The sequence below is a fragment of the uncultured Psychroserpens sp. genome, from assembly GCF_947500255.1.
Taxonomy (GTDB): domain Bacteria; phylum Bacteroidota; class Bacteroidia; order Flavobacteriales; family Flavobacteriaceae; genus Psychroserpens.
The window spans coordinates 23,924-49,787 of the sequence record NZ_CANMRL010000006.1; the positions used below are offsets into that span (position 1 = coordinate 23,924).

Below are 25,864 nucleotides of genomic sequence, written 5' to 3' on the forward strand. Positions count from 1 at the left end.
TTTACATGCAAAAAAGATTAAAAAAAAATCAAAAGTTTAATGATTGGCAACTTACAAAAAAGTTGGGTCGTGGTGGAAATGGTGAAGTATGGGAAGCAACAAATGATAAAAAAGAAATTGTTGCTATAAAATTTTTAAAAAAAATTAAAGAAAAAGATTATAGTCGTTTTATAGACGAAATCTTAATCTTAGAAAGGCATTCTGAAGTAAAAGGAATTATGCCATTATTAGACAAGTTTCTTCCAGAAAATTTGGAGTCTGATATTCCTTATTACATAATGCCTATAGCTCAACCTCTAACAAGTTGGCTAAAGTCTATGACTTTAAAAGGAAAAATAAAGGTTTTTCTAAAAATCATTAAAACACTTAAGAATCTTCATGAATTAGGAATATCTCATCGCGATTTAAAACCAGCAAATATTTTAGTCATTGACAATCAACCAGTAATAGCAGATTTTGGTTTGGTTCACTATCCTAAAAAAAAGAATATAACACCTCGGAATGAAAATGTTGGACCAAAATGGACTATGGCACCAGAAATGAGAAGAATAGCATCTTCTTCTGATGGTTTAAAAGCAGATGTTTATTCAATTGCCAAAACACTTTGGATTTTAATATCAGAGGAGAATAAAGGTTTTGATGGTCAATATAGTTCAAACTCGATTTTATCTATAAGTAAATACTATCCTGAGGAATATCTCTTGCCTATCGAGAATATACTAACGATATGCACAGATAATGACCCTGAAGAAAGACCAGATTGTTTTGAACTAATTATTTTGCTAGAAGAATGGTTAATGTTAGAAGATAATACTATTGACAAAAGTTTACATCAATGGATTTCTCTTCAAAAGACATTATTCACAAATTCAATTCCAAAAAGCTGTTCCTGGGAGAAGATCTCAGATATTATTCTAGTTTTGAATTTGATTTGTATGTATAAAAATCTGAATCATGCTTTTTTTCCAAATGGTGGTGGTCTAGACTTATATCATGTAAAACAAGCAAATGAAAAAGGTTGTATTGAACTTAATTTTAGTGGTATAATTGAAATAATTAAACCAAAAACTCTTTATTACGAATCATTTTCCAAATCACCAGAATGGAACTATTTCCGTTTAGAGATAGATAAACTTAAACCTGCTTATATAGAAGCAAATGATTATGCTGACAAGTCAGAGGACAGTACATCAGAATATGAGGAAATTAGCGAATTAATGCCTGGAAGATATTTTCCTTTCAATATCTTAGAAAATAAAAATTTTTATCGTGATTCATATCCTATAAATAAGTTCTCTAGGCACGTAGTACGATGGTTTAAAGGAAATTTTGTTTTTTTCTGTAAAAGCTCACCTTATAACAGAGCTTCTTCAACTTATGATGGAAGACATAACAATATGGATGCTTTAGCATTTAGGAGATATATTGATGAATGTGTTGATTTATATACTAAAGAAGTAAATGATATAGAAGTTTTAACAGAAGAAGAGGAGAAAGAAAAAATACGTAAAAAAAGTATTGAAGATAATCAAAATAGAGTATTCAAAGAAGAGGTTTTCGTTTGTTATGGTTGTGGTCAATTTGTTTATGAAAAAGGAGATTTGCTAAATAAAGAAGATTTAGTTAGGATCAACAAAATCGTTGACGATTATGGACATGAGACTATAAGTCAAACTTATGGCAATTGCTGTTTCAAAGATGGTTGGTACAGATAGTCCAGTAGCTAACAACGTGTATAGTTAATGTTAGTTCTGTAAGTACTCGGAAAATCCTACGGATTTCTCTCCGTTTCGTTTTCTTTTGTTAACTTAGATCTAGCCAAAACAACTATCCATACACAAATTCGTTGTGTCAAATAATACTAACCAAAAATGAGTTCTCTTCTCTATAAATACTTTGATTTTGATGAAAATTTCAAGAACTCTCTACAGAATGGATATTTATGGTTTTCTAATCCCAATACATTTAATGATCCATTTGAATTTAAACTTCAGGTTGATGAAAATTTAGATGATACTGATATTTTAGAATTTTTTGAATTATACAAAAAACATGCTGTTAATCCTTCTAATGAAATAATTAATGATTTCAATAAAGTTTTATTCATGTATAGAAAAGATTCTAAAAAGTTCATAGAGCTCTTCTTAACTCCATTTGTTAGTCATTTGAGTAATTTTGGAGTATGTTGTTTTACTAATACAAGAGACAATTTACTAATGTGGTCACATTATGCGAATAAACATACTGGGGTAGTTTTAGAATTCGAAAATAAACTATTAGATGAATCTATTTACTATATGAATGATTCAGTAAATATGACCGCTATTGATCAAATCAACTATTCAAATGAATTTCCAACAATTAAGGTTTCATCTTCTCTTATGAATCTTTCTGAAGAAATAAGAAAAGTGCTTTTCACAAAATCCAATGACTGGAAATATGAAAAAGAAGTCCGAATTATTTCCCCTAGAAATGGAAGGCATCTATTTGACCCAAATTGTTTAAAAAGTATTTATTTGGGCTATAAGTTTTCTGATGAAAACAAAATCGAGATTAATAAGTTATTAAATAAACATTTTCCAAATCAGGATATAACGATTAAAGAAATGATGATTGATGATCGATCTTATTCTTTAAAACTAAAATCTAACAACATATAAGAAAGTGTATAATTAGTTACTAGTTCTCGCCTCCTAATCCTTATCTGAGATATCTTTAATCGATTTGATTACAAAGCATTATTACGCCCCAACGAATTAAGTCTCAACATTCTATTACAAACTTTGCACTAAATAGTATAAAACTAGCACTTAATTATGTTTTCTATTACCTTTTTTATAGATTTGCCGCGGTTATAATTTGGCGGTTTTGAAACAGCTATTTAGCACTCAAACGCCCCAAATACGACCCAAAAATCAACATAAAAAATTGGTATTAAGCCGTTTAGCTAAAACCTTGTTCCTCCAGCCAAGTCACAAGAAATTAGTTAAGCAGTCGCTTAACTTTTTTTTTATCTTTACTGAAGAATGCGCACGTGGCGGAATTGGTAGACGCGCTGGCTTGAGGGGCCAGTGACCGCTTAGGTCGTGGAAGTTCGAATCTTCTCGTGCGCACTTTATTTCTATCTCTTTTTCTCCACTTATTAACGCCAATTGTTAATAGTTATACTATTAAAAAAACCTTAAAGTTTAGTGTTCTTCCAAAAAAAGTTTATTTTTGTTTAACCTTTTTAAACTAAAAATGAACAACGTTAAGAGCACATTTAGTATCAAAGACCTAGAAAACCTAACTGGTATTAAGGCACATACTATTAGAATCTGGGAAAAGCGATACAATCTGCTTCAGCCTGAAAGAACTGATACAAATATTAGATATTATAGTCTAGGCAATTTGCAAAAGCTACTTAACATTAGCTATCTCAATAACAATGATTACAAGATTTCTAAAATTGCTTCATTAGAGAACGATGAAATTACTAAATTAGTTAAGGAGGTTGCTCAAAGTGATCAAACCAATAACCACTCCATTGATACATTCAAACTGTCAATGTTGAACTTTGATCAAAAACTATTTTACGATACCTACGAAGGTCTGCTAAAAGAAAAGACCTTTATCGAAATGTTTTATCAAGACTTTATACCCTTGCTTTCTGAAATAGGCATGTTATGGCAAACTGATACCATAACACCTGCACATGAACATTTTTTAACGTCATTAATTAGACAAAAAATCTTAATTAATACTGAGAAACTTCAGTCCAAAAATCAAATAGATACTAATAAAGTCTTTGTATTGTATCTTCCAGATAATGAAGTTCATGAATTAGGGCTTATGATTATTAATCATGAGATCATTGCAAGAGGCCATCAAGCTATTTTCTTAGGTCAAAGTGTTCCTCTTAATAGCTTAAAGGATTTACTAAGCTATTATGACGACATTACATTTGTATCCTATTTTACAGTAAAGCCCGAAAAAGAGTATATTGATGAATATCTCAAAGATTTTTCAGATAATTTATTAATCGAAAAATCAATCAAACTTTGGATTATTGGAAGAATGCTAGAAGAATTAGACTTAAATAAGCTTCCAAAGCAAATTACACCTTTCAATACTATTGAGGAATTAGTTAAAAAATTATAAAATTTTATCGTTAAAGTTAATTTTGTTTAACTTTTGTTTAAATTTGTTGAACAATGAACAAACACATCTCTATTATAGGTTCTGGTTTTTCGGCTCTAGCTGCTTCGTGCTATTTAGCTCGAGATGGTTACAAGGTCACCATATTTGAGAAAAACAAAACCATTGGTGGTCGCGCAAGACAACTCCATAGAGATGGATTTACCTTCGATATTGGTCCTACTTGGTACTGGATGCCTGATGTTTTTGAACGCTTTTTTGCAGATTTCAATACAACACCCGAAAACTATTACACTCTAGACAAATTAAATCCTGCTTATAGTGTTTACTTCGGAAAAGAAGATTACATCACTATTGAAGATACTATAGAGAAAATTTGTGCTGCTTTTGAAAGAGAAGAAAAAGGCAGTTCAAAAAAACTCATGAAGTTTATTGATAATGCACAAAACAACTATGAGGTTGCTATAAAAGATTTAGTCTATAGACCTGGTGTATCACCATTTGAATTAGTCACTCCAGTGACTATGAAAAAAATCGGACAGTTTTTTAGCACAATCAAAAAGGATGTTAGAAAAGAATTTAAGAATGATAGACTAGCAATGATTCTTGAGTTTCCGGTTCTGTTTTTGGGAGCCAAACCAGATAATACACCTTCGTTTTATAGCTTTATGAACTATGCCGATTTTGGTATAGGAACATTTCATCCTAAAGGTGGTATGTATAAGGTCATTCTAGCTATGGAAACACTAGCCAAAAGCCTTGGTGTTACTATAAAAACTGAAAATTCAATTGATAAAATTGTCGTAGATAATGGTAAAGCAACTGCAATAGTATCTAATGGAACTAATTATACTAGCGATATCATTTTAAGTGGTGCAGACTATCATCATACTGAAACGCTTTTAGATTCAAAATATGTTCAATACTCTGAAACTTTTTGGAAGAAAAAAACCTTTGCGCCTTCTTCCCTATTATTTTATGTTGGATTTGATAAAAAACTAAAAAACGTAAATCATCATACATTATTTTTTGATGTCGACTTTGATGTTCATGCAAAAGCAATTTACGATGCACCGAAATGGCCAGAAAACCCATTGTTTTATGCGAGTTTTCCTTCAATAACCGATGATAATGCAGCTCCTGAAGGGAAAGAAGCAGGAATTTTCTTAGTGCCTTTAGCTCCTGGCTTAGAAGATACAGACGAGTTAAGGGAAGCTTATTTCAAAAAAATAATTACACGTTTTGAAGATTTGACTTCTCAAAGCGTCGAAAAAAATATTATATTTAAAGAGTCCTATTGTGTCAACGATTTTATAAAAGACTATAATTCGTACAAAGGAAATGCCTACGGAATGGCAAATACGCTTTTACAGACTGCATTTTTAAGACCCAAATTGAAAAGTAAAAAGGTAAACAACCTATATTTCACAGGACAATTAACGGTTCCCGGACCAGGAGTTCCGCCTTCGCTAATTTCAGGTAAATTAGTCGCAGAACTCATTAAAAAACACCACAGTAACTAATTATGAAAGCTATTTTTGATACCGTTTCAAACCAATGTAGTAAAACTGTTACCAAATCGTACAGTACTTCATTTTCTTTAGCAACAAAAATGTTATCTAACTCTATTCGTCAAGATATTTACAATATTTACGGGTTTGTAAGATTTGCCGATGAAATTGTAGATACCTTTCATGATTACGATAAAGAATTATTGTTTGAGAATTTTTCAAAAGATCTAGAATTAGCACTTAAGCATAAAATAAGTCTTAACCCAATTCTAAATTCTTTTCAAGAGACATATCATAAATATGATATTGATAAAAGTCTAGTAGATGCTTTCATGAAAAGTATGCGTTTAGACTTGCACAAACAAAACTACCTCACCGATGCTGAGTATAAAGAATACATTTACGGCTCTGCAGATGTTGTTGGCTTGATGTGTTTAAAAGTTTTTGTAAAAGGGGATCAAAAAAAATATGATACCTTAAAAGATTCGGCTATGAGTTTAGGATCTGCATTCCAAAAAGTAAACTTCTTAAGAGATTTGAAAGCCGATTTTGAAGACTTAAGTAGAACCTATTTTCCAAACACAGATCTCAATCATTTAGATGAAGCCTCAAAACAGGCTATTATTGATGATATTCAAAGTGATTTTGCAAAAGGCTTACAAGGCATTAAAAAATTACCTATTGAAGCAAAATTTGGAGTTTTTATGGCGTATCGCTATTATAGTCAACTACTCAAAAAATTAAAAAAGACACCAGCGCTAGAAATTAAATCTACACGTATAAGAGTGCCCAATTATAAAAAGTTCGAGCTGCTTACGAGAAGCTATGTCAAATATCAACTAAATTTAATGTAATTGTATGCAAACAGTATATTGGATTCTTATTTTTTTAGGTGTGTTTTGCACTATGGAATTTATGGCCTGGTTCACGCACAAATACGTCATGCACGGCTTTTTATGGAGTTTACACAAAGATCACCATCATAAAGATCATAAAAGCTGGTTTGAACGTAATGATGCCTTCTTTATATTTTATGCTGTGGTAAGTATGACATGTTTTTACCTTTGGAGCTATGAAGGTGTTTGGTATTGTTTACCAATAGGTTTAGGAATTATGGCTTATGGAGCAACCTACTTTTTAGTACATGATATTTTCATTCATCAACGTTTTAAACTATTTAGAAATGCCAATAACTGGTATGCTAGAGGCGTTAGACGAGCGCATAAAATTCATCATAAACATCTCGGAAAAAGTGATGGCGAATGCTTCGGAATGTTGTTTGTTCCTTTCAAATACTTTAAGAAATAGCACACCATATCGTTTATGACAGATAATTCCCATTTCGATTATATCATTATAGGAAATGGTTTAGCTGGTTTCCAACTGGCTTTAAAAATGGTTTCTGATACTTATTTTAAAGATAAGCAAGTTGCTCTTATAGATCCTTCAAAAAAAGACACAAACGATAAAACATGGAGTTTTTGGGAAACAGCACCATCACAATGGGATGATCTTGTACATAAATCATGGTCTAAAGCGTCTGTAGTCACTTCAAAAACAAATGTTGAACTCAATCTCAATCCATATGCCTACAAAAGCATTCGCGCAATCGATTTCTACACGCAAGCCAAGACAATACTAAAACAGCAGCAAAACATCCATTTTATACAAGATACAGTAACTTCTGTTGTAGAAGAAGATAATGTGATAGTATCTACAAATCTAAATGTCTATTCTGCATCGCATGTGTTTGACAGTAGAATCCCAAAGGATTTTTATGAGAGATCAAAACAGTGCATTTCACTCATTCAACATTTTAAAGGTTGGGTGATTAAAACTGAAACAGAAGTATTTGATGATGAAAAGGTTACGATGATGGATTATCGTTTAAAGGATGGTAAACAAACGACATTTACCTATGTGTTGCCGTTTTCAAAAACAGAAGCCCTTGTAGAGTTTACATATTTTACTGAAAATGTCGTAGCTGAAACCACTTATGATCATTATATTAAAAACTACATTAAAGAGTATCTCAATATTGATCACTATAACCTATTAGAAACTGAAATGGGTCAAATTCCAATGACCAATTTCGCTTTTGAAACATACAACACTAGCAAAGTAACAAAAATAGGAACTGGTGGTGGATGGGTTAAAGGATCAACAGGGTATTCTTTTAAGCATACTGAAAAAAAAGTAGCTCAAATTATCAGTAATTTAAAAGATAACAAGCTACCTTCAAAAGGTCTTTTCAAAAAGAAATATAAGTTTTACGATAAGGTATTTTTAAAAGTTTTAAAGGACGAAAATCAAAAAGGTGAATGGTTGTTCAAACAATTTTACTCTAAAAACTCTGTACAAACCATGTTTCGATTTTTAGATGAAGAATCTACTTTTTTAGAAGAAATAAGTATTATGACCTCTCTCTTTTCTTGGTCATTTATCAAAGCTTTTTTTAAAACACTTTGAGTTGTTCATCAATAGTATTGATGACACGTTCACTATTCCAGTCTGCAGCACCAGATTTGTCAATAACGATTTCTCCTTTCCTATTGATGATAAATGTTCTAGGAATTGAACTCACATTAAAATCTTTTGGATACTTAGTTAGCGATTGATACACCTCAAAACTATAATTATTGTGAATAGTAAACTCATAGAGCTTTTCTTTATCTTCATTAGATACAAACAGAAATACGACATCATCATTTGATTTGTAATGTTGATATAATTTTTCGAGACTCGGCATTTCGGCAATACAAGGCGGACACCAAGTTGCCCAAAAATTTATCACAATGACTTTTCCTTCAGCTGATTTAAAATCATAAGTATTGTTAGACATGTTTTTTAATGTCCAATCGTAACTAGATAGCACTTTCCTTTCAGAACTTTTGATTACAGAAGGCTTTACAAAAAGTGCGATACCTTTATTAATGAATACTTGTATAGGTTGTCGGGTTTGCGGAATCAACAACAACGCAATAATCACAATAAAAATAAGATTGTATAGTTTTGATTTTTTTGATCTAGCCATAATAATGATAAAAGAAACGCACTACCATAGTCGGCAATGCGCTTCAAATCTAACAACAAAACTTTAAATTTTGTCTAGTACTAATCCCTGAATTAGTTTCTTGTTACTGAACCTGTAGGTAAAGAAGACAAGTTTTGTCCAAAACTGTGAGTAGCAGGAGCAGTTTCATTTCCAGCTGTACCAACTAAAGGCTTGATAGCAAATGGTGCTGGAGAATCATCTGGAACTGGCTCTACAGAAATGACTACAGTACGTCCTCTAATATCTAAAGGAAATGTTTCGCCTGCAGGTGCATTCATAAAGAAATCTTCTCCTGGTACAGGGGGTCCAGATTGAGCTGTTCCACTAAAAGGAGCTGAATCATCAGCAGCATCAAATTCTGTAAAAGTTCCAGTAGACAAAGGCCCTGAATCTCCTACAACCCAACCTTCATATGCCCAACCAGCTGGTAAAACTGGTAAGTTAAAGTTTGGTGTTGGTGGCATACCTGGTGTTCCAAACCATACACCGTACTCATCATTCATATTATTTGTTCCTGTTTCATCTGTTGGAGTTCTTAAAAAGAACATCCCTGATGCCGAACTAAAATCTCCAATTAGACCAGTATTAACTGTTGCCGAATTCCCTGTAAACTCACCACGTAGTACTTTTGTATCAGCTGGCGCTGGATCTGGATCTACAGCAGGCTCTATAGAAAGCACAAATGCTGTTGCGCTATTTAATTGCGCTGTATTTACTGAAAATGTCTGCGGAAAAGTAATACTTGTAAATGTTCCAGTAGAAACTGGAGCGCCATCTACAATAATCCATCCTTCGTAAACAAAATCACTTCCTAGGGATTCTAGTCCACTAAGATTAAGAGTTAAATCTGAATTTGTAGGACCATTATTATCATCGTCACTACTGCATGAAGTGGCTACAAAAGATAAGGCCAAAACTGCAAAAAACATTTTTTTAATCATTGCTTATAATTTTAAAATTTATACTTCAAAATTATAACTAGTGATTCTCATAAAATGTTAGCTAGCTAACACAAGTGAAAAAAATTTAAATAATTAAGCTGAATGTTTTAAAATTCTAATTTCTTTTCTGTTGAAATTAATATAGTTTTCTTCTTTAAGTTCATTCAGAAGAATATTTAAGGTTGGTCTTGATGTTCCTATTAGAGAAGCAATATCTTTTTGTGTATACGGATGCCTGATAACATGATCACCAGTTTTTGGACAATCATAACCATAATCTATACACAATTCATCTAAGAATTCAACCAAGCGTGTTTTTGTATCCTTAAATAAAAGTAATTGAAGTCGGCGTTCTAATTTTTTGAATTTGAAGCCAATAAATTTATAGACCTTAAAGCTAAAGCTTTGATTATCTCGCATAAGATCATGCATGGTCGACACTCCAATTGGACAAATAGATGTTGCATTATCTATAGACTGGGCAAATTCATCACGCTTGTTATCACCTAGAATTGCCTTTTCACCAAATAGCTCTCCTCTAGAAAGAATAGCTTTAACGACCTCGTCGCCATTTTCAGTGTAATACCCAATTTTGACTTTCCCTTTTTCTATGAGATATACTTTATTAGCCGAGTCATCTTCAAAATAGATGTAATCCTTTTTCTTGTAAGCATCAAATTCATGACCTTTCTTATAAGCCTTAAACTTATGAGGACAAAGGACCTTAAACAGGTTAACATCGTCAAAGAACCACATTGACTGCATTTGGGAGTGTTTTTTTGTTAGATTTTTATTGCAGTCGTTAAAATTTCAAGTTCCTTACACTAGTTTATAAAAAAAGCTCCTGATTTCTCAAGAGCTTTATGGTATAATTTTTAAAACTACTGTTATGCAGCGTTTTCTTTCTTGATTAAATTTAAAGCAGAACCTTCATTGTACCAATCAATTTGCGACTGATTATAAGTATGGTTAACTTTAATTGTGTCTTTGCTTCCATCGGCATGAACAACTTCAATAGTTAATTGTTTATGTGAGGCAAACTCATTTAAGTCTAAGAAATTAAATGTATCATCCTCTTGTATCAAATCGTAGTCATTTTCATTCGCAAATGTCAATCCAAGCATTCCTTGCTTTTTAAGATTTGTTTCATGAATACGCGCAAATGACTTCACTATTACAGCGGCAACACCCAAGTGACGAGGCTGCATAGCTGCGTGCTCACGTGAAGATCCTTCTCCATAGTTATGGTCACCTATTACAATAGATTTTATTCCTGCTGCTTTATAAGCTCTAGCTGTATCAGGTACACCACCATATTCTCCTGTTAATTGGTTTTTAACAAAATTGGTTTTCTTACCAAAAGCATTAACAGCTCCAATTAAAGTGTTATTGGCTATATTATCTAAATGCCCTCTAAAACGCAACCAAGGTCCAGCCATAGATATATGATCAGTAGTACATTTTCCAAAGGCTTTAATTAAAAGCTTGGCATCAGTTATAGCATCTCCTAATGGCACAAATGGAGTCAATAATTGTAATCTCTCAGAATCTGAAGCAACCTTAACTTCAACGCCACTTCCGTCTGCCATTGGTTCTAAGTAGCCATTATCATCAACATCAAAACCTTTTGGAGGCAACTCCCATCCTGTTGGCTCGTCTAACATAACTTCTTCACCATTTTCATTGATTAATTTATCCGTTAACGGATTAAAATCTAAACGTCCTGCAATAGCTATAGCTGCAGTTAATTCAGGTGAAGCTACAAAGGCATGTGTATTTGGATTTCCATCGGCACGCTTTGCGAAATTTCTGTTAAAGGAATGTACAATACTATTCTTAGGTGCATTTTTAGGATCTTCATAGCGTGCCCACTGTCCAATACATGGTCCGCAAGCATTAGTGAATATCTTAGCATCTAATTTTTCAAAGATCTCCAATATACCATCTCTTTCTGTAGTATACCTTACCATTTCAGAACCTGGATTGATACCAAATTCGGCTTTAGTTTTAAGACCTTTATCTAAGGCTTGTTGTGCTACAGAAGAGGCACGTGATAAATCTTCATAAGATGAGTTAGTACAAGAACCTATCAATCCCCATTCTACCTTTAATGGCCAATCATTAGCTTTAGCTTTTTCTGTCATTGTAGACCCAACAGCCGTTGATAAATCTGGAGTAAATGGTCCATTTAATAATGGTCCTAATTCTGATAAATTAATATCGATTACTTGATCAAAATACTGCTCAGGATTCGCGTATACTTCAGCATCTGCTGTTAAGTACTCTTTAATTTCATTTGCTGCATCGGCAACATCTGGTCGATCTGTAGCACGTAAATAACGTTCCATAGATTCATCATAACCAAATGTAGATGTCGTCGCTCCAATTTCGGCTCCCATATTACAAATAGTTCCTTTTCCTGTACATGACATTGACGTAGCGCCAGGACCAAAATATTCTACAATAGCACCAGTACCTCCTTTTACAGTAAGTATATCAGCTACTTTTAAAATCACATCTTTTGGTGCTGTCCATCCAGAAAGTTTTCCTGTTAATCTCACACCTATTAACTTCGGAAATTTTAATTCCCAAGCCATACCAGCCATAACATCAACTGCATCTGCTCCTCCAACTCCAATAGCCACCATGCCTAGTCCTCCAGCGTTTACTGTATGAGAATCAGTACCAATCATCATTCCGCCTGGAAATGCATAATTTTCTAGAACTACTTGATGGATAATACCAGCTCCAGGTTTCCAGAAACCAATACCATACTTATTAGATACAGACTCTAAGAAATTAAACACCTCATTACTGGTATTAATTGCATGTTGTAAATCTGTGGTTGCACCTACTTTTGCTTGGATTAAGTGATCACAGTGTACTGTAGTTGGTACAGCAACCTTTTGCTTACCAGCTTGCATAAACTGCAACAATGCCATTTGTGCTGTTGCATCTTGACATGCCACTCTATCTGGTGCAAAATCTACATAATCTTTCCCTCTAGCAAAAGCCTTGGTTGGATTTCCATCCCAAAGATGAGAGTATAATATTTTTTCAGAAAGCGTTAATGGTTTACCAACAATATCACGAGCAGCGTCTACACGCTCAGACATATTTGCATAAACCTTTTTAATCATGTCAATATCAAAAGCCATATGTATTATTTAAAGGTTAATTATCATTTTTTAAGTCCTGCAAAAATACAAATTTTAAAGGAAATTTAAAAATATGTAACGAAATGCTAAAAACATTGAAAATAAATCAATAAATAATGATTTTTTAATGATTAAAATGAAAAATTAACAAATAAAACACATGAAAATTATTAAATTAACAATTCAAGCTTATTTAAAATGGTTCTTAATTTTCTTATGGTCTCGAAGATTAGTCATTGGTTTTTCAAAAATCACATACAAAAGATAGGAACCAATAGTTGTAATTACAAAATAAGCAATCAAATAGATGAATAGCATGTTTGTAGATAATCCTTCTGTTGGAAAAAAATGTTTAAGTAGCTGCATCACCACCGAATAATGAATTAAATACATTGAATATGAGATCAAACTAATAACAGTCACAGGCACCAGTATGAATTTTGGCGCAGATTTAATTTGCGATAATACTGGTAACGTAAAGACAATTGCCAAACTATTTATAGGCAAATACAAGACATTCCAGAAAAATGGATAGCTTTCAATAAACAGTTGCTTTGCAGGCACAATAAAATTAAGTCCTAGAAAAACTAAAGCACCAATAACAAAAAACAAATACTTATATCTTAACCAAAAGTCTTCCTTAGTAATAGCGACATATGCTGCCAAAACACCATAATAAATAGCATCAATTCTGTAAATGGTTACAGCTTTAAGGTTTACATTCCAAAAGATCATGTTAGTTTGTAGGTGATTAAAATAGTATCCTATTTTAGTTAAAAAGAATATCAACACAATGCAACTGGTTATGATTAAAAACAGTTTAGATTTACTAATCTTCAAGTTTAAAAACAACACCAGATATAATAACAATGGCCCAAGTATATAGGCAAACTCTTCTATAGGCAAGCTCCACGATTCACCAAAAAACAAAGGCATTTCCCATGCAAAATTCTGGATAAAGAAAACGTATTGCCATAAATTCTCAGGTAATACCGTTCCAAGATAAATAGCTAAAAGCACATTAAACAAGAGAATTAAATAATAATTAGGCAATGTTCTAAACCAGCGTCGAATCCAGAAATAAGTTACATCTCTAAAATCAAAAGATGGTGATGTGAATAATTTGTAAATTAATCGTCCAATTAAAAAACCACTAAGCACAAAAAACACTTCAACTCCAACTAAGCCAGCTACACTCATCAAATCTGTGAACACGTTTTTTGTTTGAGGAAAAATCCAAGCAGAATGAGAACAAACCACCAAAAGTATAGCTATGGCTCTCATGATATCTAAACCAAAAATTCGCTTCTCGTAATCTATTTTCATACGTATCTCATCATTTTTTTTATCATGAGGGTTTTTCATTACATTTGAATATGCGCAGAACGTTTAAATTTATACTAATTTTTCTGGTTTTGATTCTTGGTGCTGGATTTATTTATTTTAAATCTTTAAAGACGCGACATCAAGAGTTGATCAAATCCAAAATTTACTACACGCTAAATTTAGTAGATTCAGAATGGAAAAAAGATCTAAGTGACACTAAAGTGGTATATACCTCACCTACTTTTGTTATTAGTAATATTTACAAATCGATGGAAGGCCCTAAGTCTGATCAGTATGTGGTTATCGATGACACCAAAGAAGAATTATTGTTCCTCACCTCATTTAAAACCAATGCTGTATCTTCTGATGAGAAGCGCAAAATGTCTAACGATTTTGTATGTCATACCAATTTTGAGTATCGTGATGCAGAGCATTATAATCGTTGGAACATGACTAACCGTATCAATTCTCAATATCCAAGAATCACATCTATAAGTAATGGTGTGGAGGATTTTGAATTACCCGAAGGATTTGGTTTTCCTGTATTTTCTAATGAACGTTTGTTTATCAATGCACAGGCTCTTAATCATAATATTACAGACTCCACGTTTAACATCAAACATAAAATTGAAATTGGATTCGCAAAACATAGTCAGAAACCTCTCATTCCGCTGCAACCAAAAACAGTATTTATGATGTTTCCATTTGATCCAGACAATCCTTTTAAAGGACCAACAGAAGAATTACCAAATGCCTGCATTCCAGTAGAGACTAAAAATCACACTTATATAGACACCAAAGGGAATCCTTTATCAGGACATTGGATTATTAAGCCTGGAAAACACAATTACACCTACGATACCTCAGCTCAACTTAACATTAAAGACAGTATAAGATTACATCAAATCACTTCGCACTTGCACCCTTTTGCCAATAGGTTTGTATTGAGAGATAAAACCACTGGCGCGATCATTTATGATTGTAAGAGTGAAAATTTTAAGGATAAAATTGGTTTAAAACGCACACCATCTTTTTCTAGTCAGAAAGGTGTTTGGATGTACGAGAATCATGTATATGAAATGCTATTGGAAATTGACAACACCACAGATAAAGATCAAGAAATGATGGCAAGCATGGCTATCTTTTATTATGATGGTGAAATGCAAGATAAGATAAGTGAACTCAAATTCTAGCCTTGTGAAATCTAAAATTTTCAGTCTCACGATTCTACTGCTTTTTGCTTGTAAAACAAAAAATGAGCCTGCAGAATTACCCATTTTAAGCTATAATTATATCGACGGAAAAAAGAAACTCTACAAGGTCGATGATTATAAATTTATCAATCAAGATGGTGACATCATCACTTCTTCTTCTACTGAAGGTAAAGTACATACAATGAATTTTTTCTTTACAAGTTGTCCTTCTATTTGCCCGCCTATGCGTATAAAACAATTGGAAATCGCAGATACTTTTTCTAAAGAAAAGGAATTCATGCAATATTCAATATCTATTGATTACATTAAAGACACCCTAGAACAATTGCAGTACTACTCTAAAATTCACAATATAAATTCTAGGCAATGGCAAATACTAAGAGCTAGTTCTGAAGAACAATTACAGGGTATTGCTAACACATTAAAGACGAACTTTAAACCTAACGAAGACGGAACCGATTTTTATCACTCAAGTTATGTCGCTTTAATAGACAAAGAACAGCATATAAGAGGGTTTTATAATATTCTCTTAGATGAGGAAGTTGCTTTATTAAAGGAAGATATTAAACGTCTGTTAAACTAATTAAAATAGACTTTTGATGATTTGATCATCAGTAATACCTTCAGCTTCAGCTTTATAATTTTTGATAATTCTATGACGTAGAATCCCTGAAGCAACGGCTTGTATATTTTCAATGTCTGGAGAAAACTTCCCGTTAATTGCAGCGTGAGTTTTTGCAGCTAACACTAAATTTTGCGACGCTCTAGGTCCAGCTCCCCAATCGACAAATTCCGAAACTAAATCTGAAGCATCAGATCCATTTGGTCTTGTTTTTGCGACCATACCTACAGCATACTCTATCACATTATCGGCAACAGGAATGCGACGAATCACATTTTGAAAATCGATAATCTCTTGAGCCGTAAACAATGCATTAACTGTAGCTTGTTGATCTGTTGTGGTCGATTTCACTACTTCTACTTCTTCTTTGAATGATGGGTATTCTAAATTGATTGCAAACATAAAACGATCTAATTGTGCTTCTGGTAACGGATACGTTCCTTCTTGCTCAATAGGGTTTTGGGTTGCTAAAACGAAATAAGGCAAACTTAGTTTATAGTGATGTCCTGAGACAGTTACAGCTCGCTCCTGCATTGCTTCTAATAAGGCTGCCTGAGTTTTTGGAGGCGTACGGTTAATCTCATCGGCCAGAATAATATTGGCAAAAATTGGCCCTTTAATAAATTTAAAATGTCTGTTTTCGTCTAAAATCTCACTTCCTAGTATATCACTAGGCATTAAATCTGGAGTAAATTGAATACGTTTAAAATCTAACCCTAACGCTTGTGCTATGGTATTTACCATCAAGGTCTTTGCCAAACCTGGAACACCAATTAATAGTGAGTGTCCACCAGAAAATATGGAAATCAATATCTGATTAACAACATCATCTTGACCAACAATGACTTTGGCTACTTCGGTTTTTAGGGCATTATATTTTTTTACAAACTGTTCAATTGCAGCGACGTCAGACATATTATTTTTTTTCAGTTTTTAACCAGTTACTATTAAACTCACAACTTTTATAATCGTCAGAAATCTTCACATACGTATCATAGATCTTCTCTTCTTGCCATTTCTGAATTTCTTTATATTGTTTCTCTTGTAAGGCTAAACTTTTAATTTTCAGATAATCACGTGCAAAATCTGCTTCGTGTTCATCTATTCTATCAGTAACCGTTAATATTTTGAATTTTATTGGATTAATTCTATCTTGATCTTGCAATACCAAACTAATTTCATTGTCTTTTAAGTCTTGAATTTGACCATAAAGCTCTGGATCCATTTTTGTTAATTCCATACTAGAATCTTGAGTATACGGATTTATAAGTTGACCGCCTTCGTATTTAGTTTCTTCCTCATCGCTAAACTCAAGAGCAGCATCAGCAAAGGTCAAATCTCCAGATTGAATACGCTCTCGTACTTTAGTGATTTTTTCTTTTGCTGCCAATACTGAAGATTCAGTAATTTCTGGTCGAATTAAAATATGTCTCACATCATATTCTTGTCCTCTAATTTTTTCTAACAAAATAATATGATAACCAAAATCACTTTCAAAAGGCTCAGAAATCTCTCCTTCCTGAAGTGAGAATGCTACATCGCGAAACTCTTTTACCATTTGCGGACGTTTTCTGTTTAATGTATATGCACCTCCCTTACCTCTTGCAGCTTTATCATCAGAGTAAAATACTGCCTTAGTCGTAAAACTTGCTCCATTTTCAATAACATCAGCTTTGAATTCTTTTAACTTGTCAATAGCCGCTTGCTTTGCTTCTTCACTTATTTCAGGCGTCACTACGATTTGTGCTACTTTAAGCTCGGTACCAAATACAGGGCGTTCTTCTTTAGGAATACTATTAAAATACTCTCTAACTTCCTCAGGAGTGACTTCTACATCTGCAATTATCTTTCTTTGCATATCACCAGCCAGCTTAGCATTCTTATTAATTTCAAACATTTCTTCACGTAAGCTTTCCTCGCTGTCTTTATTATAGAATGATAACAACTCTGCCATCGATCCTCCTTTGGATTCTAAAAACGCATTAATTTGTTGCTCGATATTAGAGCGAATCTCTAATTCATTTACTGTAATACTATCTTGAATAGCATGGTGTGCATATAACTTATCCTCTAAAAGTTTTCCGAAAAGTTGACATCTCGTAATTTCGGCTATAGATACACCTCTAGCTTGTAGTTGAATGTATTCTTTATCAATATCAGAATCTAGGACAACAAAATCACCAACAACGGCTGCAACACCATCAACCTTTTTTCGTGCAGAGGTTTGCGTTGAATCCATTTTCTTTTTAGAATTGTCTACCTCGTCTGGAATTATTTCCTGAGCTGTAGATAAATTTACAGCAAACACACATACCATCGCTGTTGTGATAACCGATTTAATTGTAGACTTCAAATTGTTTGTTTTTAATTGCATCTTTGGTAATATCTTTTTCAAGTTGTTTAATCAACTCTAATTTTCTTTTGTTAATTACAATCTGTTTAATGGTAGGTTTTACATACTCTAAAGGCGCTAGATCATTTTGAGATAACACGTCTTTAATTTGCATCAAATATAGGTCTAATGAATCTTTGAGTTGTACAAAATTAGATTTTTTTAACAGTTCTTTTTTGTTTTCAGAATTTAGAACACTAATTTTTTCAGTGATTTGAGAGGCTTTAATCCACATGGAGTCATTAAGTGAGTAACTTTTAAATTGAACAGAGATCGAATCTAAATATCTTTTATCCTGTGCATCAAATCGTTTAAAGCGTTCTTCAATTTCATCTTCATTAATGGCATTCTGAGGAATCGTTATATAACGAAACTTTACTAATTCCTCATTGAGTTTGAAAGCCTCTTGGTTTGATTCATATACTTGTTTAGCTTGTGCTTCATCAACAATGGTATCTATACTCTTTATAACTAATGCTTCCAAATACGCTTTAGTATACAAATCATTTTTGTATTGATCAACCAGTTTATCAAAGTCCGTTTGCTTTTCTTCAGGCAGATTACGCTCTGCGCCATCTAACAGTAATTGTTGTGTTGCCCATCGCGTTATAAAGCCATTCACAATTTGTGTGCTATCTTCCTTAGGCGTACCTTCAACTACTAAACCTTCAACATCCTCCTTATAAAGATAACTTTCGCCAACTCTAGCCACAGGAACTCTATCATCTGTTTCTTTAAAAAAATCACATGATACAAAAGCTAAAGCTGACAGTATAAGGGCAATTTTTTTCTTCAAATTACTTTTTTAAAATTTGTTTTTTTACACGTTTCAAAACCGAATCATTAAGTTTTACTTTAAAACGTTTACTCAATGTATCTACCCAATCATCTTCAATATAGGCTTGATAATCGCTCACCACTTTGCCTCGAGCTTCATCAAGTGTTTTATGTCCTGATGGGAAGACTTCCTTGACATAAATAACATGATATGAGTCATTATGGTTATAAATTTTCGAAGTTCCTTTATTAAATTCAAAATCTTTAGGTAAAGATGCATGTCCTTCTTCAAAAACATCTTGAGTAGTTATTAATGTAGAAGACCTTTCAGTAATCAATTTAGAATACATCTCATCAATATCTGCTCCATTTAAAAGAGCGTCTCTCAACTGATCTATTTTTCTTTCAGAAGCTGAAGATAAGATTACGGCATCAACTCTATCTTTCCAAGTATAATTAGCTCTATTTTTTTCAAAGAATGCTTTCAAACCAACCGAATCTTTAGCTGCTCTGTTCCAGACTTCTTTTTCCATTAAGTCGAACAGTAATAACCCATCTCTATATTCTTTTAAAACAAAAGCAAAATCTTCATTTTCAAATTCTAAGTTATCTTCGTGATATTTCAATACTTGTGCTTCATAAAAGGCATTATACTCTGTTTCAATAAGTGCTTTAGGATTTGCTCTCCTATTATTATACTTTCGCTGATTACTCATTAAATGGTCTGAAAATGCTTTGTTAGATACTGAAACATCTCCAATCTTGATTAAAGTTTTATCTGCATCAAACCCTTCAGGTGTTTTCCATGCTTGTTTAAAATAAGCATCGGTTATGATACTCTCAAAATAGGTTAAGCCCTCTTTATTTTCTTCTACCTTATATTTAGTTGCCAGTTTTTTCACCAAGGCAGAATTGATCAATTTAGATCTAGAATCTCGCTTTACTTTATTTTGAAGCTGTACTTTTACCTCTTCAAACGGTTGAATTCCTTTTTTACGAATTAACTTCATAATATGCCAGCCATAAGCTGTTTTGAAAGGTGCTGAAATATCGCCTTGATTTTCTAGAGAAAATGCAACATCTTCAAATTCTTTAGAGCTTAATTGCCCTCCAGTAAATGGTGCCAATGCACCACCTTTTTTAGCAGAACTTTTATCATTTGAAAATTGCTTAGCCAGAGATTCGAATTTTTCCCCTTGTTGAATCTTCTTATAGATTTGATTGATTCTCGTTTCAGGAACTACAGTACTATCTTTCTGCTTATTGGAGATCATAATATGAGCTACAGTGACTTCCCCTAATGATTTTCGCTTATCAAAAACTTTAAGAATATGATAACCAAAACGAGTTCTAAAAGGCATAGATATTTCACCTTTAGGCGTATTAAACGCAACAGTTTCGAAAGGATATACCATCTTAAAACCTCCAAAGTAACCTAAGTCTTCAGCAAAAATGGTTTTACCATTATGTACTGCTTTTTGAACTGTTGCATAGCCCTCTTTTGCCACGCGTTCACGTAATTCTAAAAGTTGATTATATACTGCGGTTGTATCAGTTTCAGTTTCGTCCAATCGTACCAATATATGAGACACCTTAACATCATTTGTTGTTCGGTGATAAGCCTCCTCAACCAAAGCATCTGTAACTTTATTATCGGCCATGAAGTTTTTAGTGAGTTGCTTTTTATAGTTATTGAACTCTCTCAAATAGTTAGGATCTTTATCAAGTTCTAAACGTCGGGCTTCTTTTACCTTTAGTTGGTAATTGACAAAAAGTTCTAGATAAGCATCAATATCTTTCTGACTTTCGTCTTTAACCAAATCAAGATTTTTATTATAAACTCTAATAAATTCCGAGGCCATAACTGGCTCTCCTTCAACTGTAAACAATACATCTTTATCTTTTACCTGAGCTTGTAAACCCAAGCTAAAACAAAGTAATAATGAAGTGACAAATAATTTCATGTACATTCTTTTTTTTAACGGCTGCAATGCACCCATTGTCCTAAACTTATATTAAGATTTTAGTCTTATATCTCATTTAAATCTTATGAGCTAATTTCAGCAAAAATAATATAATTAGCCTATAAAACAAGCTACAATTTTCAAACGAACAAGAATCAAATTTAGTGTAGAAAACTATGGGTTGTTAATTTTTGAATGGATAAAAATTAACCACTCATCCAAAATTATGGTTATTGAACATTATTTAACAATAACTCTACAAAAAACTAATTACATTTATGACTGAATAATCCCTCTATATTCAAAATGAAATATACTACAGAAATAAAGGTAAATGTACCTTTGGATGAGTTTATAAAAAAAATGGATAATGTTGAAAACATGAAACATTGGCAACGCGGACTCGTATCTGCAGAGCACATTTCTGGAACTCCAGGTGAATTAGGTGCTAAAATGAAACTCAACTACAAATTTGGCAGGCGTAAAATGGAACTTATCGAAACTATTACCAAACGTAAATTCCCTTATGAGTTCCATGCCAATTACACGACTAAAAGCGTGCATAATGTTCAAAAGAATTATTTTGAAAAAACTAATGATGGTTTTACAAAATGGACTTCCAAAACTGAGTTTTTACCACTAAATTTGGTTATGAGATTTATGCTGTTTTTAATGCCAAGTATGTTTAAAAAACAAAGCCTTAAATACATGCAGGATTTCAAAAATTTTGCTGAAGAAGGAATATCTGTTGCCGATGCGTAAACTAAAACTTATTTGGGATTTTCGAGGGCCAGATGCCTTGAAAATTGCCGAACACCATGTAAAACATCTCAAAGAATATATCGTTATTCAAAAAACAAATCTCGACATCACAGGTTTTGAACAACTTTCAGAAATGCACTACATTGCATTTATGGTTGTAACCGACGATGAAATGAAGCCTATTAGAGATGCCCTAAAGCCGCATCGAGGACAAATCTATTCAGATAAATAATTATGAAAAAACAAGTACTACTTTTCGCTCTAACTACATTAATCTTAAGTTGTGAAACAGATAAAAAGGAAGACAACAAAACTATGAATTACGTTAAAGAATCTCATTCATACGCGCAACCTAACACATCTGTAATCAAACATTTAGACCTTAATATAGATGTCGATTTTGATACTAAAACCATTAATGGTACAGCTACTTACACTATTGAAAACAATAATGCGTCTGAAATTATTTTAGACTCAAAATTTTTAGACATTGTACGTGTGGAAGCCGATGGAAAAGACACTCCATTTACTCTTGGTAACTTTGATGAGCAATTAGGACAGCCATTAAGTATTGTGATAAAAAACGACACCAAACACATTTCGGTACATTACAAAACCACAGATAAAACAGAAGCCTTACAGTGGCTAAATCCGCAACAAACTACAGACAAAAAAAATCCGTTTTTATTTACACAAGGCCAAGCCATTTTAACACGCACATGGATTCCCATTCAGGATAGTCCGCAAATTAGAATCACTTATGATGCGACTGTTCATGTCCCTAAACACCTTATAGCAGTGATGAGTGCCGAAAACCCAAAGCAAAAAACTGCTGATGGTTCCTATTCTTTTAAAATGAAACAACCCATTTCGCCTTATTTAATTGCTCTAGCCGTTGGTGATTTAGAGTATAAAGCAGTAAGTCATAGAACTGGTGTTTACGCAGAAAAATCTTTGGTGGATAAGGCACAATCTGAATTTTCAGATATGGAAAAAATGGTCGTTGCTGCCGAGAACTTGTATGGCGATTATGACTGGGATCAGTTTGATGTAATCGTACTTCCTCCAAGTTTTCCGTTTGGTGGAATGGAAAATCCACGACTTACATTTGCCACGCCAACCGTTATTGCTGGAGATAAGAGCTTAACTTCTTTAATTGCACATGAGTTAGCGCATTCATGGTCTGGAAATTTAGTAACCAATGCCACATGGAATGATTTCTGGCTCAATGAAGGGTTTACTGTTTATTTTGAAATTAGAATCATGGAAGCTCTCTACGGAAAAGATCGTGCTAATATGATCGCGCTTATTGGCAGACAAGATCTTGAAGAAGAAGTTGAAGGATTTAAAGACGAACCTGATATGACTAAACTAAAATTGGATCTCACTAACAAAAATCCAGACGATGGCATGAATAGTATTGCCTACGACAAAGGCTATCTCTTTTTAAGAACACTTGAAGAAAAAGTAGGACGGGAAAAATTTGATGCTTTTCTCAAAAACTACTTCAAGGTCAATGCCTTTTCTACTGTAACTACTGAAGGTTTTGTAGATTATCTCAATTCGAATTTACTAGAACCAAATGGTATCAAATTTAATGTAGATGAATGGGTTTATCAACCAGGAATACCAGATAATCAAGCGATAATTGTATCCAATAAATTTAAAAATGTTGAAAATACATTAAGTTCATTTATCGACAAACAATCAGTAGATGTATCAAAAACAACAGCATGGACGACTCAAGAATGGGTACATTTTATTAGAAATTTCCCTGAAACAATCACAATAGACGATTTAAAACGTTTTGATGAAGCTTTTAATCTCACTAATACAAGTAACTCCCATGTCGCTATGGTTTGGTACGAGCAAACCATTAATCATGATTATCATGGTAAGAATGTAGATCGGCATATCGAAGACTTTTTGATACGTGTAGGGCGACGTTGGTATGTTTCGACTTTATACAAAGCTTACAAGCGAAATGACAAAGTGGACGAAGCTTTAGCTATCTATAAAAAAGCGAGAGCTAACTATCATTCGGTAACGGCTAATACTATTGATGACATGTTAGGTTATGGTGGATGATATACATCCTGAAAAGTTAATTAGAACATATAAAATGAAGAAAACATTCTTATTATATGTGTTATCCTTTTGTCTTTACTATGTGAACGGACAGAATAGCAACGCAATCAATATTGGAAAAATTGATACCATAACCTCCAAAATATTAAATGAACAAAGACAACTATGGATTCATGTTCCTGAGGATTATACCAAGAGCATTTTTAAAAACAAAAAGTATCCTGTTGTTTATCTCCTAGATGGCGATGCACATTTTTACTCTGTAGTAGGAATGATAAGGCAATTAAGTACTGTGAATGGAAATACTGTTTGCCCAAAAATGATTGTAGTTGGAATTCCAAATACAAATAGGATGAGAGATTTATCACCTACAAAATCAAGTTCAAAATCTTCTTATTCAAACAGTCGTATGATTGAAGAAACTGGTGGAGGAGATCAATTTATTTCATTTATTGAAAACGAGTTAATTCCTTATATAGATTCAAATTACGCAACAGAATCATATCGTATGTTTATTGGTCATTCATTAGGAGGTTTAACCGTTATGAATACGTTAGTACACAAACCCGAATTATTTAATTCTTATGTTGCCATTGATCCGTCAATGTGGTGGAATAACAATAACCTATTAGATAAAATCAAGACTATAAAATTCGATAAAAAATACAAGAATAAATCTCTTTTTTTAGGTATAGCAAATACCATGAATAAAGGTATGGATATTGTAAACGTACGAAAAGACACAACCAAAAGCACTAGACACATAAGAGCAATTTTAGAACTAAAATCGATACTAGAGAATGATTCTCTAAACAATTTATCTTTTAAAGGAATATACTACAAAGACGACACTCATGGTTCTGTTCCACTAATCGCAGAGTATGACGCCTTACGCTATATTTTTAATTTCTATCAAATAAAAATAGACAACAAAGACCTAACGGATCCTAATTATGATATTCTAGGTAAAGTAAAGGCATATTATACAAGACTGTCAAAGGAATTTGGTAGAGACATTAAACCAGACCTATACTATATTTCAAACTTAGGGTATAAGTGCATGGAACTGAAACAATTTGAAAAAGCCGAACAATTTTTTAAATATAATGTCACTAATTACCCTGAACACTCATATGTTTATGATACTATTGGAGATTTATATGTGGTCATTGGTAATAAAGAAAAAGCCATAGAAAATTTTAAAAAATCGCTATCTTTAAATAAGAGTTCTTATGCCAAGGAAAAATTAGAAAAACTAGAAAATGAATAAATTCATACTCTATTTTTTTGTGTGCATGCTTTGTTGCTCTTGTTCATCAGGCGTTAAGCGAATAGGCATCCAACCTTATGGTGATATCGATCAAAAAGTTATTCATTCGATTTCAGAGATTTTAAAGACATCGTATAATGCTGACATTATTATTTTAGAAAAAAAAGAACTTCCAAAATCTGCCTTTGTACAAATTAAAAGTCCGAGATACAGAGCAGATTCACTTCTTATAGACTTATTAAAAATTCGTCCTGATTCTATTGATTACGTTTTAGGTATTACCTCAAAAGATATCTCAACAACAAAAAAAAATCCTGATGGCTCAATAAAAACACCGGAATCTAAATATTCAGATTGGGGAATTTTTGGACTTGGCTACAGACCAGGTAAAAGTTGTGTGATTTCAACTTTCAGATTAAAACATAAAAAACCTAAAATTTTTGAAAGTCGTATTCAAAAAATAGCGGTTCATGAAATTGGTCACAACCTAGGCCTTAGTCATTGTGATCATAACGAATGCGTAATGCAAGATGCTGTTGAAACCATACATACAGTAGATTCTGCTGGTTTTGAATTGTGTGACAATTGCAAATACGATATGAATTAACGCATTTCAACTTAGTTCCTTTTCTTTTATTAACTTAGTT

Annotated in this window: 23 protein-coding genes and 1 tRNA gene; 15 read left to right on the forward strand and 9 right to left on the reverse strand. The window is 32.8% G+C overall.

Features of this window, described 5'->3' with window-relative positions:
* Nucleotides 1–5 precede the first annotated feature (5 nt).
* The 8 genes from Q0783_RS15175 (at nucleotide 6) to Q0783_RS15210 (ending at nucleotide 8,117) form a co-directional block, all read left to right on the forward strand.
* Nucleotides 6–1,715: a protein kinase gene (locus Q0783_RS15175; RefSeq protein ID WP_298896529.1), complete on the forward strand. Its 1,710-nt coding sequence runs from the start codon at nucleotides 6–8 to the stop codon at nucleotides 1,713–1,715.
* Between the two features lie 156 nt (nucleotides 1,716–1,871).
* The gene (locus Q0783_RS15180) at nucleotides 1,872–2,660 is read left to right on the forward strand and encodes a DUF2971 domain-containing protein (protein ID WP_298896530.1); all 789 of its coding nucleotides are present in this window, start codon (nucleotides 1,872–1,874) and stop codon (nucleotides 2,658–2,660) included.
* A gap of 368 nt (nucleotides 2,661–3,028) precedes the next feature.
* Nucleotides 3,029–3,113: transfer RNA gene (locus Q0783_RS15185), tRNA-Leu, on the forward strand.
* Nucleotides 3,114–3,240: 127 nt separating this feature from the next.
* A complete protein-coding gene (locus Q0783_RS15190; protein ID WP_298896533.1) occupies nucleotides 3,241–4,140 on the forward strand; it encodes a MerR family transcriptional regulator in 900 nt (299 codons plus the stop codon).
* Nucleotides 4,141–4,193: 53 nt separating this feature from the next.
* The gene (crtI, locus tag Q0783_RS15195; RefSeq protein WP_298896535.1) at nucleotides 4,194–5,660 is read left to right on the forward strand and encodes an NAD(P)/FAD-dependent oxidoreductase; all 1,467 of its coding nucleotides are present in this window, start codon (nucleotides 4,194–4,196) and stop codon (nucleotides 5,658–5,660) included.
* A 2-nt stretch (nucleotides 5,661–5,662) separates the two neighbouring features.
* On the forward strand, nucleotides 5,663–6,502 hold the full coding sequence (locus tag Q0783_RS15200) for a phytoene/squalene synthase family protein (RefSeq protein WP_230936919.1): 840 nt from the start codon (nucleotides 5,663–5,665) through the stop codon (nucleotides 6,500–6,502).
* Nucleotides 6,503–6,506: 4 nt separating this feature from the next.
* Nucleotides 6,507–6,956, forward strand: coding sequence for a sterol desaturase family protein (locus tag Q0783_RS15205; protein ID WP_298760095.1), 450 nt, complete (start codon nucleotides 6,507–6,509; stop codon nucleotides 6,954–6,956).
* Between the two features lie 15 nt (nucleotides 6,957–6,971).
* Nucleotides 6,972–8,117 carry a lycopene cyclase family protein gene (locus Q0783_RS15210; protein ID WP_298896543.1) on the forward strand — a complete coding sequence of 382 codons (1,146 nt, stop codon included), beginning with the start codon at nucleotides 6,972–6,974 and terminating at the stop codon, nucleotides 8,115–8,117.
* Here Q0783_RS15210 and Q0783_RS15215 read toward each other — a convergent pair.
* From Q0783_RS15215 to Q0783_RS15235, 5 genes are all read right to left on the reverse strand, one after another.
* A complete protein-coding gene (locus tag Q0783_RS15215; RefSeq protein WP_230936916.1) occupies nucleotides 8,104–8,682 on the reverse strand; it encodes a TlpA disulfide reductase family protein in 579 nt (192 codons plus the stop codon). The genes Q0783_RS15210 and Q0783_RS15215 overlap by 14 nt on opposite strands.
* 92 nt (nucleotides 8,683–8,774) lie before the next feature.
* Nucleotides 8,775–9,644, reverse strand: a complete 870-nt coding sequence (locus tag Q0783_RS15220; protein ID WP_298896546.1) for an anti-sigma factor — start codon at nucleotides 9,642–9,644, stop codon at nucleotides 8,775–8,777.
* 93 nt (nucleotides 9,645–9,737) lie between these two features.
* Entirely contained in the window at nucleotides 9,738–10,409 is a 672-nt protein-coding gene (locus Q0783_RS15225) for a Crp/Fnr family transcriptional regulator (RefSeq protein WP_298760112.1), read from the reverse strand.
* 122 nt (nucleotides 10,410–10,531) lie between these two features.
* The gene (locus tag Q0783_RS15230; RefSeq protein ID WP_298896548.1) at nucleotides 10,532–12,802 is read right to left on the reverse strand and encodes an aconitate hydratase; all 2,271 of its coding nucleotides are present in this window, start codon (nucleotides 12,800–12,802) and stop codon (nucleotides 10,532–10,534) included.
* A gap of 189 nt (nucleotides 12,803–12,991) precedes the next feature.
* Nucleotides 12,992–14,167, reverse strand: a complete 1,176-nt coding sequence (locus Q0783_RS15235; protein ID WP_298896550.1) for an acyltransferase — start codon at nucleotides 14,165–14,167, stop codon at nucleotides 12,992–12,994.
* An 11-nt stretch (nucleotides 14,168–14,178) separates the two neighbouring features.
* Between Q0783_RS15235 and Q0783_RS15240 the strand changes: the two genes are divergently transcribed.
* Nucleotides 14,179–15,321 carry a hypothetical protein gene (locus tag Q0783_RS15240; RefSeq protein WP_298896552.1) on the forward strand — a complete coding sequence of 381 codons (1,143 nt, stop codon included), beginning with the start codon at nucleotides 14,179–14,181 and terminating at the stop codon, nucleotides 15,319–15,321.
* A gap of 4 nt (nucleotides 15,322–15,325) precedes the next feature.
* Nucleotides 15,326–15,925, forward strand: a complete 600-nt coding sequence (locus Q0783_RS15245) for an SCO family protein (protein WP_298896554.1) — start codon at nucleotides 15,326–15,328, stop codon at nucleotides 15,923–15,925.
* Here Q0783_RS15245 and Q0783_RS15250 read toward each other — a convergent pair whose 3' ends face one another.
* The 4 genes from Q0783_RS15250 to Q0783_RS15265 are packed head-to-tail and all read right to left on the reverse strand — an operon-like array spanning nucleotide 15,926 to nucleotide 21,097.
* Nucleotides 15,926–16,879, reverse strand: a complete 954-nt coding sequence (locus Q0783_RS15250) for a MoxR family ATPase (protein ID WP_298760122.1) — start codon at nucleotides 16,877–16,879, stop codon at nucleotides 15,926–15,928. It abuts the gene before it with no gap.
* A gap of 1 nt (nucleotide 16,880) precedes the next feature.
* Complete coding sequence (locus Q0783_RS15255; protein ID WP_366915447.1) at nucleotides 16,881–18,317, reverse strand: peptidylprolyl isomerase; 1,437 nt, start codon at nucleotides 18,315–18,317, stop codon at nucleotides 16,881–16,883.
* Entirely contained in the window at nucleotides 18,301–19,152 is an 852-nt protein-coding gene (locus Q0783_RS15260) for a peptidyl-prolyl cis-trans isomerase (RefSeq protein WP_298896556.1), read from the reverse strand. The genes Q0783_RS15255 and Q0783_RS15260 overlap by 17 nt, the downstream gene beginning before the upstream one ends.
* 1 nt (nucleotide 19,153) lies before the next feature.
* A complete protein-coding gene (locus Q0783_RS15265; RefSeq protein WP_298896558.1) occupies nucleotides 19,154–21,097 on the reverse strand; it encodes a peptidylprolyl isomerase in 1,944 nt (647 codons plus the stop codon).
* A gap of 306 nt (nucleotides 21,098–21,403) precedes the next feature.
* Here Q0783_RS15265 and Q0783_RS15270 point away from each other — a divergent pair, with 306 nt between their 5' ends.
* Genes Q0783_RS15270 through Q0783_RS15290 form a run of 5 tightly spaced genes read left to right on the forward strand, consistent with a single transcriptional unit; the run spans nucleotide 21,404 to nucleotide 25,824 of the window.
* Nucleotides 21,404–21,859, forward strand: a complete 456-nt coding sequence (locus Q0783_RS15270) for an SRPBCC family protein (protein WP_298896560.1) — start codon at nucleotides 21,404–21,406, stop codon at nucleotides 21,857–21,859.
* A complete protein-coding gene (locus Q0783_RS15275) occupies nucleotides 21,852–22,091 on the forward strand; it encodes a hypothetical protein (RefSeq protein ID WP_230936905.1) in 240 nt (79 codons plus the stop codon). Before Q0783_RS15270 ends, Q0783_RS15275 begins: the two co-directional genes overlap by 8 nt.
* 2 nt (nucleotides 22,092–22,093) lie before the next feature.
* On the forward strand, nucleotides 22,094–23,947 hold the full coding sequence (locus tag Q0783_RS15280) for a M1 family metallopeptidase (protein ID WP_298896562.1): 1,854 nt from the start codon (nucleotides 22,094–22,096) through the stop codon (nucleotides 23,945–23,947).
* 34 nt (nucleotides 23,948–23,981) lie between these two features.
* On the forward strand, nucleotides 23,982–25,217 hold the full coding sequence (locus tag Q0783_RS15285; protein ID WP_298896564.1) for an alpha/beta hydrolase-fold protein: 1,236 nt from the start codon (nucleotides 23,982–23,984) through the stop codon (nucleotides 25,215–25,217).
* Nucleotides 25,210–25,824: a matrixin family metalloprotease gene (locus Q0783_RS15290; RefSeq protein ID WP_298896566.1), complete on the forward strand. Its 615-nt coding sequence runs from the start codon at nucleotides 25,210–25,212 to the stop codon at nucleotides 25,822–25,824. The genes Q0783_RS15285 and Q0783_RS15290 overlap by 8 nt, the downstream gene beginning before the upstream one ends.
* Nucleotides 25,825–25,864 lie beyond the last annotated feature (40 nt).

Bases quoted from the DNA above. Each gene is read 5' to 3' on its own strand.
- crtI (WP_298896535.1), top strand. From the start codon at position 4,194: ATGAACAAACACATCTCTATTATAGGTTCTGGTTTTTCGGCTCTAGCT.
- Q0783_RS15280 (WP_298896562.1), top strand. From the start codon at position 22,094: ATGAAAAAACAAGTACTACTTTTCGCTCTAACTACATTAATCTTAAGT.
- Q0783_RS15200 (WP_230936919.1), top strand. From the start codon at position 5,663: ATGAAAGCTATTTTTGATACCGTTTCAAACCAATGTAGTAAAACTGTT.
- Q0783_RS15275 (WP_230936905.1), top strand. From the start codon at position 21,852: ATGCGTAAACTAAAACTTATTTGGGATTTTCGAGGGCCAGATGCCTTG.
- Q0783_RS15250 (WP_298760122.1), bottom strand. From the start codon at position 16,879: ATGTCTGACGTCGCTGCAATTGAACAGTTTGTAAAAAAATATAATGCC.
- Q0783_RS15270 (WP_298896560.1), top strand. From the start codon at position 21,404: ATGAAATATACTACAGAAATAAAGGTAAATGTACCTTTGGATGAGTTT.
- Q0783_RS15230 (WP_298896548.1), bottom strand. From the start codon at position 12,802: ATGGCTTTTGATATTGACATGATTAAAAAGGTTTATGCAAATATGTCT.
- Q0783_RS15175 (WP_298896529.1), top strand. From the start codon at position 6: ATGCAAAAAAGATTAAAAAAAAATCAAAAGTTTAATGATTGGCAACTT.
- Q0783_RS15220 (WP_298896546.1), bottom strand. From the start codon at position 9,644: ATGATTAAAAAAATGTTTTTTGCAGTTTTGGCCTTATCTTTTGTAGCC.
- Q0783_RS15190 (WP_298896533.1), top strand. From the start codon at position 3,241: ATGAACAACGTTAAGAGCACATTTAGTATCAAAGACCTAGAAAACCTA.
- Q0783_RS15285 (WP_298896564.1), top strand. From the start codon at position 23,982: ATGAAGAAAACATTCTTATTATATGTGTTATCCTTTTGTCTTTACTAT.
- Q0783_RS15225 (WP_298760112.1), bottom strand. From the start codon at position 10,409: ATGCAGTCAATGTGGTTCTTTGACGATGTTAACCTGTTTAAGGTCCTT.
- Q0783_RS15290 (WP_298896566.1), top strand. From the start codon at position 25,210: ATGAATAAATTCATACTCTATTTTTTTGTGTGCATGCTTTGTTGCTCT.
- Q0783_RS15205 (WP_298760095.1), top strand. From the start codon at position 6,507: ATGCAAACAGTATATTGGATTCTTATTTTTTTAGGTGTGTTTTGCACT.
- Q0783_RS15210 (WP_298896543.1), top strand. From the start codon at position 6,972: ATGACAGATAATTCCCATTTCGATTATATCATTATAGGAAATGGTTTA.
- Q0783_RS15215 (WP_230936916.1), bottom strand. From the start codon at position 8,682: ATGGCTAGATCAAAAAAATCAAAACTATACAATCTTATTTTTATTGTG.
- Q0783_RS15265 (WP_298896558.1), bottom strand. From the start codon at position 21,097: ATGAAATTATTTGTCACTTCATTATTACTTTGTTTTAGCTTGGGTTTA.
- Q0783_RS15235 (WP_298896550.1), bottom strand. From the start codon at position 14,167: ATGAAAAACCCTCATGATAAAAAAAATGATGAGATACGTATGAAAATA.
- Q0783_RS15240 (WP_298896552.1), top strand. From the start codon at position 14,179: ATGCGCAGAACGTTTAAATTTATACTAATTTTTCTGGTTTTGATTCTT.
- Q0783_RS15180 (WP_298896530.1), top strand. From the start codon at position 1,872: ATGAGTTCTCTTCTCTATAAATACTTTGATTTTGATGAAAATTTCAAG.